The 11,418-nt window shown below is 67.9% G+C and carries 7 protein-coding genes; 1 reads left to right on the forward strand and 6 read right to left on the reverse strand.

Annotation, left to right across the window (positions count from 1 at the left end; genetic code table 11):
• Nucleotides 1-13: 13 nt before the first annotated feature.
• From QE454_RS01935 to QE454_RS01945, 3 genes are all read right to left on the reverse strand, one after another.
• Complete coding sequence (locus tag QE454_RS01935; protein ID WP_210072354.1) at nt 14-676, reverse strand: spermidine/putrescine ABC transporter substrate-binding protein; 663 nt, start codon at nt 674-676, stop codon at nt 14-16.
• A 67-nt stretch (nt 677-743) separates the two neighbouring features.
• Entirely contained in the window at nt 744-1,226 is a 483-nt protein-coding gene (locus QE454_RS01940) for a hypothetical protein (protein ID WP_307458643.1), read from the reverse strand.
• 10 nt (nt 1,227-1,236) lie between these two features.
• Nucleotides 1,237-2,337 carry an ABC transporter gene (locus QE454_RS01945; RefSeq protein WP_210072356.1) on the reverse strand — a complete coding sequence of 367 codons (1,101 nt, stop codon included), beginning with the start codon at nt 2,335-2,337 and terminating at the stop codon, nt 1,237-1,239.
• A gap of 119 nt (nt 2,338-2,456) precedes the next feature.
• Between QE454_RS01945 and QE454_RS01950 the strand changes: the two genes are divergently transcribed.
• Nucleotides 2,457-3,044, forward strand: coding sequence for a hypothetical protein (locus QE454_RS01950; RefSeq protein WP_307458638.1), 588 nt, complete (start codon nt 2,457-2,459; stop codon nt 3,042-3,044).
• 22 nt (nt 3,045-3,066) lie between these two features.
• Here the strand turns inward: QE454_RS01950 and QE454_RS01955 are convergent, their stop codons facing one another.
• From QE454_RS01955 to QE454_RS01965, 3 genes are all read right to left on the reverse strand, one after another.
• The gene (locus QE454_RS01955; RefSeq protein ID WP_307458635.1) at nt 3,067-3,666 is read right to left on the reverse strand and encodes a hypothetical protein; all 600 of its coding nucleotides are present in this window, start codon (nt 3,664-3,666) and stop codon (nt 3,067-3,069) included.
• 183 nt (nt 3,667-3,849) lie between these two features.
• Entirely contained in the window at nt 3,850-7,725 is a 3,876-nt protein-coding gene (rpoC, locus tag QE454_RS01960) for a DNA-directed RNA polymerase subunit beta' (protein WP_210072359.1), read from the reverse strand.
• 56 nt (nt 7,726-7,781) lie between these two features.
• A complete protein-coding gene (locus QE454_RS01965; protein WP_210072360.1) occupies nt 7,782-11,279 on the reverse strand; it encodes a DNA-directed RNA polymerase subunit beta in 3,498 nt (1,165 codons plus the stop codon).
• Nucleotides 11,280-11,418: the final 139 nt, after the last annotated feature.

An 11,418-nucleotide genomic window follows, 5' to 3' on the forward strand; every position in this document is an offset into this window, starting at 1 on the left:
TGTGGACAGAGCTTCAGGATGCCGGCGGCTCCGCGTCACGCGGATCGAACGGCGCATCGAGGGATCGGGTGAGATCGTCGAGCAACGCGGCGATCTGCGGCTCCACGAACTCGGCCACCGCCGCCTGTATGCGCAGTCGGTGGTGGAGCAGGATCGTACAGACCTCGCGCCCGATCATGTTCGCGTAATCGTCGGCGAGACCGACCTCCTGGCGCAGGGCTGCCTTCGCGGCATCCGAGAGGGGAGGAAGTGCGGGGAGGGCGGCGTCCTCTTCTGCGGCGAGGCCCGACAGCGTGAAGAGGAACGGGGAGCCGGGCTCGGGGTCGGGGTCCAACGGCATCCCGTCGAACTCGGGTTCCAGGCCCTCCGCGGGACGGTACGAGCGCCTCCGGTTTCGCTCAGCCTGCTGGTCGAGCTCGGCCTGGAGCATGGGGAGGTTGCGGGAGGTGTAGTCGGCGACGGCGTGATCGACGATGGTCTTCACGCGCGTCGACAGTCCATGCTGCACGCCGTGCGGAACGTCGGAACCCAGACCCGCGGCCGACAGGACCGGGGAGCCGAAGCACCGACGGCACGGGGCGACTCGGCCACGATGGTTCGCGGGCTCCCACCGGGGCAGCCAACGCAGCCAGGCGTCCACCGCCTGACCGACCTGGCTCTCGAGCGACCGCTCCACGCCCCTACGCTAGCCCGACACGCCCGGGAACACGCGGATGCCCACGGACCCGCGCGTCACAATCGCGTCAAAGGTCGTCGGCGTCGTCTTCCCAGCGCCATCGCGGGCCGTTCGTCCGCGCCCGGACGAGCAGGATTCCGAACAGAGCCGCGAGCAACGCCGCGACGGCGACGACCGGGCCCGGGAACCCGAGGGCGACACTGCCGGCCGCAGCGACACCGCGAGCCGGGTCGGCGCCGCTGACGAGGGCGCCGACGACGATCCCGAGCACCTCGCCCAGGTAGGCGGCGATCGCGCAGGGGACGGCGATGAGATAGCCGGGCGGGTCGGCGCGAAGGCCCCAGCGCAGCGTCGCGGCGAAGGCCCCCAGAGCCAGGAGCTGACCGACCACGCCCGGGATGGCTCCGAGACCTCGGACGGGGATGACGTCGGCGTCGACGATCAGACTCGCCACCCCGAGACCCCCGATCGAGAGGGCGATGAAGACGACGGCCGCGAAGACGACAGCGACCGGCGGGGAAACCCCCGCCGGTCGCTGTTCGTTCGTCATGGACCCCGGTTCAGCGCTGCGAGAGCTGAGGACCGGCCTCCAGGGTGCGCTCGTACTCGCGCTGGGCCTCGGCGTTGATCTCGCTGACGCGCCGACCGCGCGCCGACACCCAGGACCCGAACCAGATGGTGAGTTCGCGACCGAGGACGAAAGCCACGATCGCCAGGGGCGCGAGGACGTTGTTCTGCAGCAGATCGAAGGACTCACGGGCGGTGATCATCCAGAACGGGGCGGCGAAGAGGACACCGAGCAGATGCCCGGCCCACGCCACCACGCCGACGACGAGGCCCCAGACCACCCAGTGACCCCAGCGGCCTCGATTGATGAGCGCACCGAGGAACCAGAAACCGAGGTAGAAAGCCACGGTCGGAACCCACAGACCCCAGGTCGTGAGGGCCGAGAGAGCCGCCTGGCCGAGGTCGGCGGACGCGACCCTGCCGGTGAGCAGCGCCAGACCGAGGGTGGCGGCCAGGTAGAGCGCCGCGAAGACGAGGGCGGCGAGAAGGCCGATCGCGCCAGCCGCACCGCGGTTGTTCCGCGGACGGGGGGCTTCGGGGGCCTGGACGAAGATGGGCTGCGCACCGCCCACGACGCGAGTGGGCTCGTCGGTCACGGGCGTGGCCGTCGCCGCAGCGGCGGCGCCGGCACCGGCGGCCGCGGGGTATGCCGTGGTGTGCGCGTCGTCGTAGCGCGCGGTCGCGGCACCGTCGTCGGCTCGAGCGTCATCGTGACGCACGTCGTCGCGGGCCGGCTCCGCGGACGCGGCGTACGCGGCCCACCGGGCGTCCTCGTCGTCGAGGTCGACGGATCCGGTGGACGCCGAGGAGTCCTGGGGCGCCACGGGAGACGCGTCGTGCACGACCGGGGCCGTGTGCTCACTCCGGGGCGTCTGCGACGTCCCGGATTCGTGCTCGTGCGCGTCGCGCTCGTCCCATGCGGCCTCGGCGGCGGCGGGGTCGACGGCGTCGCGGCGAGCGGCCTCGGCGTCGGCGAGGCCCTCGTGGGCTCGGCCGACGACATCCTGCGCTTCGTCCTTCGGCTCGACGACGGGGTCGCCGTACGAGTCCTTCGGTTCAGCGACGGGGTCGCCGTACGACTTGTTGTCGCTCATGGGGTCTCCTCACGCGGTGCTTGCGGCGCAAGGCTAACCCGGGTATTGCGCAGCATCGCGCAGGCGTGCCGCCGGATGTCTTTCTCGACCGTGTCGGTGGTGCGGCTTAGGGTGTTCCCATGCCCCGTCGTCTGCTCCGTCCGGCCGCAGCCGCGGCTTTCGCCGGCGCCGTGCTCCTCGCTCTGACGGCCTGCGCCCCCTCCGAGGAGCAAGCCGCCCCCGCGCCGTCGACGTCCGTCGCGACCGAGAGCCCGACTCCGATCCCCACGATCACACAGACGGCGCCCGCGGTACGTATTCCCGCCGACTGCCGCGCCATGCTCTCCGCCGATGTCCTGTCCCAGCTGGGCACCACGCCGCTGAACGACCCTTCGCTCGGGGCGTCGGGGGTGCAGTCGGATGGGTCGCTGATCTGCATCTGGCGCGACCCCGCCGCCGACACCACAGGACTCGTCACCCACATCTCGCGTATGGACCGCGGACCCGCCCTCGACATGCTCAACGGCCTGGTCGACACGCAGGGCTTCAGTTGCTACACCCCCGATGCGGGCACCCGCTGCGAGAAGACCTGGATCAATCCGACCTACCCGGTCAACGACGGGCGCACGCTGTACTGGCGCGACGGCGTGCTGATCGACACCCAGTACTCCAACCTGGCTCCCACCGGGTACACCGGGAGCATCATCGCCTCCGTGTTCGGCGGCTGAGCGCGAGTCGTCTCGGACCGCGTCACTCGCCGAAGAAGGCGTGGGATGCCACGATCGCTGCGTAGTCGTCCGGCATCCATCCCGAGAGTGTCGACGACACCCAGCGGTCCGCTCGAAGGTCGTGGACCTCGAGGAGCTCGCCGGCCGCCCGCTCGCAGTGGGTCGTGTCGGCGACGACCGAGCACGCGAAGCCTTGGGCGGCGAGCGTGGTGGTGACGGCCGCGGCGCCCTCGGGGGTGACGGTGGAAACGGTCGTCTCGATGAAGCGACCGGCTTCCCCTCGCCAGTGACACGTGACGACGACCGTCGGCCCCGCGGCAGCCACGGCTTCGGGCGTCGAGGCGGGGGCCGTGTGCCGTTGCGACAGCAACGCCTGCGGCGACCACACCAACGACGACCACAACGGCTGGGAGTACAGGTGGCGGCAGTCGGCGGCCGGGGTGGGCGGAGGCGTATCGGCGACGACGTGCCTCCCGGTCGCGGCCCGCAGCGTGTCGCCCACGAAACCCACGGCCAGCGGCACGCCGGGAGCGGCGATCACCGCCAGGGCAGCCACGGCGGCCGCGCACAGCAGACCCGCCGGCCAAGCCAGCCACAGACTGCGTCCCCCGATGCGGGCCATGCGTTCCTCCACGACAACGGTAGGCGCACCGACGCCTTCGACCCGTCACCCGACACGCCGCGAGCACGACGAAGGCCCCCGGCGCGAGCCGGGGGCCTTCGAGGAACGGGATGCCGCACCGGGGCGTGGCATCCGTCGATCATGTCTCGGGGGAGCGAGCGGGCCCGCTCCCCCGAGGCACGATCAGTTGTACGTACCGGGCGTGAAGTCGTCCGTCGAGAAGCTGTCGAAGTCGACGTAGCTCAGGTCGGCGTCGCTGTACGCGCCGTCCGAGGCGAAGATGCGGTTGGGGTACCGCTCGCTCTTGGCCTCTTCCGTCGCCTCGACCGTGACGTTGCGGTACTTCGCAAGTCCGGTTCCGGCGGGGATGAGCTTTCCGATGATGACGTTCTCCTTGAGGCCGACGAGCGGGTCGCTCTTGCCCTCCATGGCCGCCTGCGTCAGGACGCGGGTGGTCTCCTGGAACGACGCGGCCGACAGCCACGACTCCGTCGCGAGCGACGCCTTCGTGATACCCATCAGCTCGGGACGACCCGACGCGGGACGCTTGCCCTCGCCGACAGCCTCGCGGTTGATGGCCTGGTAGCGCTTGAAGTCCACCAGCTCACCCGGGAGCAGATCGGTGTCGGCGTGGTCGACGACGGTGACCTTGCGGAGCATCTGTCGGACGATGACCTCGATGTGCTTGTCGTGGATCGGCACACCCTGCGAGCGGTACACGCCCTGGACGCCGTTGACGAGGTACTTCTGCACCTCGCGGGCACCCTGCACGCGCATGACCTCCTTGGGGTCGAGCGTTCCGACGAGGATCGGCTGACCGACCACGACGTGCTGCCCGTCCTCGACCAGGAGCGTGGCGCGCTTCAGGACGGGGTAGACCACCGGCTCGTCGCCGTTGTCGGGCGTGAGGATGACCTTCTTGGCCTTGTCCGTCTCGTCGATCGTGATGCGGCCGTCGGCCTCGGCGATCGGCGACGCACCCTTGGGGGTACGGGCCTCGAACAGCTCCTGCACGCGGGGAAGACCCTGCGTGATGTCGTCTGCCGAAGCGGAACCACCGGTGTGGAAGGTACGCATCGTCAGCTGGGTACCGGGCTCACCGATCGACTGGGCCGCGATGATGCCGACAGCCTCTCCGATGTCGACGATCTTGCCGGTGGCGAGCGAACGGCCGTAGCACTTCGCGCAGACGCCGACGGCCGAGTCGCACGTCAGGACGGAGCGGACCTTGATGGTCTCGACGCCACCCTCGACCAGCTTGTCGATGAGCACGTCGCCCACGTCGTCGCCGGCCTCGGCCAGCACGGTGCCCTGCGCGTCGACGACCGCCGTGGCGAGCGTGCGAGCGAACACCGAGTTCTCGACGTTGGCGTCCTTGACCAGCGAACCGGTCGAGCCTGCCGCGGCGATCGGGAGCTCGAGGCCCTTCGACGTGCCGCAGTCCTCCTCGCGGATGATGACATCCTGCGAGACGTCGACGAGACGACGCGTCAGGTACCCCGAGTCGGCCGTACGGAGGGCCGTGTCGGCCAGACCCTTACGGGCACCGTGCGTCGCGATGAAGTACTCGGCGACCGACAGACCCTCGCGGTACGAGGAGATGATCGGACGCGGGATGATCTCACCCTTGGGGTTGTTCACCAGGCCTCGCATACCCGCGATGTTGCGGATCTGCAGCCAGTTACCACGGGCGCCCGACGAGACCATGCGGTTGATGGTGTTGTCGGCGGGGAAGTTGTCCCGCATCGCCTTCTGGACCTCGTCGGTGGCCTCGGTCCAGATCTTGATGAGCTCCTGACGACGCTCGGCGTCGGTGGTGAGACCCTTCTCGTACTGGCCCTGCACCTTCGCGGCCTGCTTCTCGTAGCCGGCCACGATCTCCGCCTTGTTCGGCGGGGTGAGGATGTCGCTCAGCGCCACGGTGACACCCGAACGGGTGGCCCAGTAGAAACCGGCGTCCTTGATCCGGTCGAGCGATGCCGCGACCTCGACCTTGGGGTACTCCTCGGCCAGCTTGTTCACGATCTGCGACAGCTTGCCCTTGTCGGCCTGTTCGCGGACGAACGGGTAGCCCTTGGGGAGCGTGTCGTTGAAGATCGCCTGACCGAGCGAGGCGTCGACGAGACCGTGCTTGTCGTAGCCCTCGGGCGCCTGGCCCTCGAGGAACGTCAGGCCGGGGATGCGGATGCGCGCCTTGGCCTGCAGGTCGAGGGTGCCCTCGTCCTTGGCCAGGATCGCCTCGCCCACGGAACCGAACGCACGGCCCTCGCCCACGGCACCCTCCTTGAGGGTGGTGAGGTGGTGGAGGCCGATGATCATGTCCTGCGAGGGCAGGGTGACCGGGCGGCCGTCCGACGGCTTGAGGATGTTGTTCGAGGCGAGCATGAGCACGCGCGCCTCGGCCTGAGCCTCGACCGACAGGGGCAGGTGGACGGCCATCTGGTCACCGTCGAAGTCGGCGTTGAACGCCGCGCAGACGAGCGGGTGCAGCTGGATGGCCTTGCCCTCGACGAGCTGGGGCTCGAACGCCTGGATGCCGAGACGGTGCAGGGTGGGTGCACGGTTCAGCAGCACGGGGCGCTCGCGGATGATCTCCTCGAGCACGTCCCAGACCTCGGGACGGTAGCGCTCGACCGCGCGCTTGGCGGCCTTGATGTTCTGCGAGTGACCGAGGTCGATCAGACGCTTGATCACGAACGGCTTGAACAGCTCGAGAGCCATCTGCTTGGGCAGACCGCACTGGTGGAGCTTGAGCTGGGGTCCGACGATGATGACGGAACGGCCCGAGTAGTCCACGCGCTTTCCGAGCAGGTTCTGGCGGAAGCGACCCTGCTTTCCCTTGAGCATGTCGCTCAGGGACTTCAGGGCGCGGTTGCCGGTACCGGTGACGGGGCGACCACGGCGGCCGTTGTCGAACAGCGCGTCGACGGCCTCCTGCAGCATGCGCTTCTCGTTGTTGACGATGATCTCGGGAGCACCGAGGTCGATCAGGCGACGGAGGCGGTTGTTGCGGTTGATCACGCGACGGTAGAGGTCGTTCAGGTCGGAGGTCGCGAAGCGGCCACCGTCGAGCTGGACCATCGGACGCAGCTCCGGCGGGATCACCGGGACGACGTCCAGCACCATCGAGGCCGGGCTCATGCCGGTCTGCAGGAACGAGTTGACGACCTTCAGGCGCTTGATCGCGCGGATCTTGCGCTGGCCCTTGCCCTCGGAGATCTGCAGGTGGAGGCTGTCGGCCTCGGCCTGCAGGTCGAAGGCCTCGAGACGACGCTTGATCGACTCCGCACCCATGTGGGCCTCGAAGTACTGACCGAAGCGGTCCTGGAGCTCGTGGAACACATCGTCCTCGGGCTTCAGGGCGCCGACCTCGAGCGTGCGGAAGTCCTCCCACACGCGCTCGAGCTTGGCGATCTGCTCGTCGGCGTTCTTACGCGCCGACGTCATCTCCTTCTCGGCGGCGTCCTTGACCTTCTTCTTCTGGTCGGCCTTGGCGCCCTCCGCCTCGAGGGCGGCGAGCTCCTCCTCGAGCTTGGCGAGGCGAGCGGCGATGCGGGCATCGCGGCGGTCGCCGAGCGTCTTCAGCTCGAGACGGATGTTGTTCTCCTGGGTGGCCAGGTCGCGGTGACGAGCGTCTTCGTCGACCGAGATGACCATGTAGGCGGCGAAGTAGATGACCTTCTCGAGGTCCTTCGGCGCCATGTCCAGCAGGTAGCCGAGACGCGAGGGCACGCCCTTGAAGTACCAGATGTGCGTGACGGGCGCGGCGAGCTCGATGTGGCCCATGCGCTCGCGACGGACCGAGCTCTTGGTGACCTCGACGCCGCAGCGCTCGCAGACGATGCCCTTGAAGCGCACACGCTTGTACTTTCCGCAGGCGCACTCCCAGTCGCGGGAGGGTCCGAAGATCTGCTCGCCGAAGAGGCCGTCCTTCTCGGGCTTCAACGTGCGGTAGTTGATCGTCTCGGGCTTCTTGACCTCACCGAAGGACCAACGACGGATGTCGTCGGCGGTGGCCAGACCGATACGGATCTGATCGAAAGTGGTTGATTCGAGCACTGGTTCTCCTGTGTCGGAATTCTCTGAAATCTGAGCTGGGTCGCTGAGCTGGAAGCTCAGATCTCGTCGATCGACGAGGACTCGAAGCGGCTGGAGATGTTGATGCCGAGCTCTTCCGCGGCGCGGAAGGCGTCGTCATCCGTGTCGCGGAGGTTGACCGCGGTGCCGTCGGCCGAGAGGACCTCGACGTTCAGGCAGAGCGACTGCATCTCCTTCATGAGCACCTTGAACGACTCGGGGATGCCGGGCTCCTGGATGTTCTCGCCCTTGACGATCGCCTCGTAGACCTTCACGCGGCCGAGGATGTCGTCGGACTTGATCGTCAGGAGCTCCTGGAGCGCGTATGCGGCGCCGTAGGCCTCGAGGGCCCACACCTCCATCTCACCGAAGCGCTGACCACCGAACTGCGCCTTACCACCGAGCGGCTGCTGGGTGATCATCGAGTACGGGCCCGTCGAACGCGCGTGGATCTTGTCGTCGACGAGGTGGTGCAGCTTCAGGATGTACATGTAACCGACCGAGATGGGCGCCGGGAACGGCTCGCCGGAGCGACCGTCGAACAGCAGCGTCTTACCCGTGGAGTCGACCAGACGGTCGCCGTCGCGGTTCGGGATCGTCGAGTCGAGCAGACCCGCGATCTCGGCCTCGAACGCGCCGTCGAACACCGGGGTGGCGACCTTCGTGCCGGGGGCGGCCTCGCGGGCGACCTCGGGGAGGTTGGCCGCCCACTCGGGGGTGCCCTCGACCTTCCAGCCCTGCTGGGCGATCCAGCCGAGGTGGAGCTCCAGGACCTGACCGAAGTTCATTCGACCGGGGATGCCGAGCGGGTTGAGGATGATGTCGACCGGCGTGCCGTCGGACAGGAAGGGCATGTCCTCGATCGGAAGGATCTTGGCGATGACACCCTTGTTGCCGTGGCGGCCGGCGAGCTTGTCGCCCTCGGTGATCTTGCGCTTCTGGGCGATGTAGACCACGACGCGGCGGTTGACGCCCGAGCCGAGCTCGTCGTCGCCGTCCTCGGCGTTGAACTCCTTGACGGCGATGATCGTGCCCTGCTCGCCGTGGGGCACCTTCAGCGAGGTGTCACGGACTTCGCGGCTCTTCTCGTTGAAGATCGCGCGCAGCAGGCGCTCCTCGGCGCTCAGCTCGGTCTCGCCCTTGGGCGTGACCTTGCCGACGAGGATGTCGCCGGGGCGAACCTCGGCGCCGATGCGGATGATGCCGCGGTCGTCGAGGTCCTTCAGCAGGTCGGGGCTGACGTTGGGGAGGTCACGGGTGATCTCCTCCTTGCCGAGCTTGGTGTCGCGCGCGTCGACCTCGTACTCCTCGATGTGGATCGACGACAGCGTGTCGTCCTTCACGAGGTCCTGGCTGAGGATGATCGCGTCCTCGAAGTTGTGGCCTTCCCACGTCATGAACGCCACGAGGAGGTTCTTGCCGAGGGCGAGCTCGCCGTTCTCGGTCGCGGGACCGTCGGCGATGACCTCGCCGGCCTCGATGCGCTCGCCGGCCGAGACGACCACGCGCTGGTTGTACGAGGTGCCCTGGTTCGAACGGTCGAACTTGCGCAGGAAGTAGTCCTGCGTACCGCCCTCGTCGAGCTGGATCGTCACGACGTCGGCCGAGACCTCCAGGACGACACCGGACTTCTCGGCGGTGACGACGTCACCGGCGTCGATGGCCGCGAAGCCCTCCATACCGGTACCGACGACGGGCGACTCGCTACGGACGAGCGGGACGGCCTGACGCTGCATGTTCGCACCCATGAGGGCGCGGTTGGCGTCGTCGTGCTCGAGGAACGGGATGAGCGAGGTCGCCACCGACACCATCTGGCGCGGCGAGACGTCCATGTAGCCGATCTCGTCGTTCGGGAACAGGTCGACCTCGCCACCCTGACCACGGCGGGCCAGGATGCGGTCCTCCACGAAGTGGCCGTCGGCCTGGAGGGCGACACCGGCCTGAGCGACGATGTGGTCGCTCTCTTCGCTGGCGGTGAGGTAGTCGATCTGGTCGGTCACGCGGCCGTCGACGACACGACGGTAGGGCGTCTCGATGAAGCCGAAGGCGTTGATGCGCGCGAACGAGGCGAGCGAACCGATCAGGCCGATGTTCGGGCCTTCCGGCGTCTCGATCGGGCACATGCGGCCGTAGTGCGAGGGGTGGACGTCACGGACCTCGACGCCGGCACGCTCACGCGACAGACCACCGGGGCCCAGAGCCGACAGACGACGCTTGTGGGTCAGACCCGCGAGCGGGTTGTTCTGGTCCATGAACTGCGACAGCTGGCTGGTTCCGAAGAACTCCTTGATCGCGGCGACGACGGGGCGCACGTTGATCAGGGTCTGCGGCGTGATCGCCTCGATGTCCTGCGTGGTCATGCGCTCGCGGACGACGCGCTCCATGCGGGAGAGACCGGTGCGGACCTGGTTCTGGATGAGCTCGCCGACGGCGCGGATGCGACGGTTGCCGAAGTTGTCGATGTCGTCGGTGTCGAGACGGATCTCGGCAGCCTGGCCGCCACGGACTCCGTCGAAGGTGACGTCGCCGCGGTGCAGGCGGACGAGGTACTTGATCGTGGCGACGATGTCGTCGACGGTCAGCACCGAGTCGCTCAGCGGCTTGTCGAGACCGAGCTTCTGGTTGATCTTGTAGCGACCCACCTTGGCGAGGTCGTAGCGCTTGGAGTTGAAGTAGAAGTTGTCGAGCAGCGCGCGGGCGGCCTCGGCGGCGACCTGCTCGCCCGGACGGAGCTTGCGGTAGATGTCGCGGAGGGCGTCTTCCTTCGTGAGGATCGTGTCCTTGGACAGCGTCTCTTCGATGGAGTCGAAGCCGGAGAACTCCGCGAGGATGTCCTCGCTGGTCAGGCCGAGAGCCTTGAGGAAGACGGTGACCGACTGCTTGCGCTTGCGGTCGATGCGCACGCCGACCTGGTCGCGCTTGTCGATCTCGAACTCGAGCCAGGCGCCGCGCGAGGGGATGACGCGCGCCGACACGATGTCCTTGTCGGAGGTCTTGTCGGGCGTCTTGTCGAAGTAGACACCGGGCGAACGGACGAGCTGCGACACGACGACACGCTCGGTGCCGTTGATGATGAACGTGCCCTTGTTGGTCTGGAGCGGGAAGTCGCCCATGAAGACCGTCTGGGTCTTGATCTCACCGGTCTGGTGGTTCATGAACTCGGCCTCGACGTACAGCGGGGCGGCGTAGGTCTTGCCGCGCTCCTTGCACTCTTCGATCGAGTACTTCTCGGGCTCGAGGTACGGGTTCGTGAACGAGAGCTGCATCGTCTCGCTCAGGTCTTCGATCGGCGAGATCTCCTCGAAGATCTCCTCGAGTCCGCTGATCTCGGGGACGTCGGTGCGACCGGCGGCCTGAGCCTCGGCGACGCGCGCCTTCCATGCTTCGTTACCGACGAGCCAGTCGAACGACTCGGTCTGCAGCGCGAGCAGATCGGGAACGGTCAGCTTGTCGGAGATCTTCGCGAACGAGAGGCGAGATGCGCCGCGTCCGCTCTTCGGGGTGGTGGTGGTGGATGCGTTGCTCGCAGCAGCCAAGGGAATAACCTCCAGAAGCCCGGGCGAGGGGCTCGTGATTCCTTGTCGTCAGGTGGAGTGCGTTCCTGCCCCGATAACCTGCACGTCGCACACCGCGGTGAAGCGGGGACGGGCAAGCTCAGCCGACCACCATATGAGG

Source organism: Microbacterium sp. SORGH_AS_0454 (assembly GCF_031453395.1).
Classification (GTDB): Bacteria; Actinomycetota; Actinomycetes; order Actinomycetales; family Microbacteriaceae; genus Microbacterium.

Bases quoted from the DNA above. Each gene is read 5' to 3' on its own strand.
- QE454_RS01940 (WP_307458643.1), bottom strand. From the start codon at position 1,226: ATGACGAACGAACAGCGACCGGCGGGGGTTTCCCCGCCGGTCGCTGTC.
- QE454_RS01945 (WP_210072356.1), bottom strand. From the start codon at position 2,337: ATGAGCGACAACAAGTCGTACGGCGACCCCGTCGCTGAACCGAAGGAC.
- QE454_RS01950 (WP_307458638.1), top strand. From the start codon at position 2,457: ATGCCCCGTCGTCTGCTCCGTCCGGCCGCAGCCGCGGCTTTCGCCGGC.
- QE454_RS01955 (WP_307458635.1), bottom strand. From the start codon at position 3,666: ATGGCCCGCATCGGGGGACGCAGTCTGTGGCTGGCTTGGCCGGCGGGT.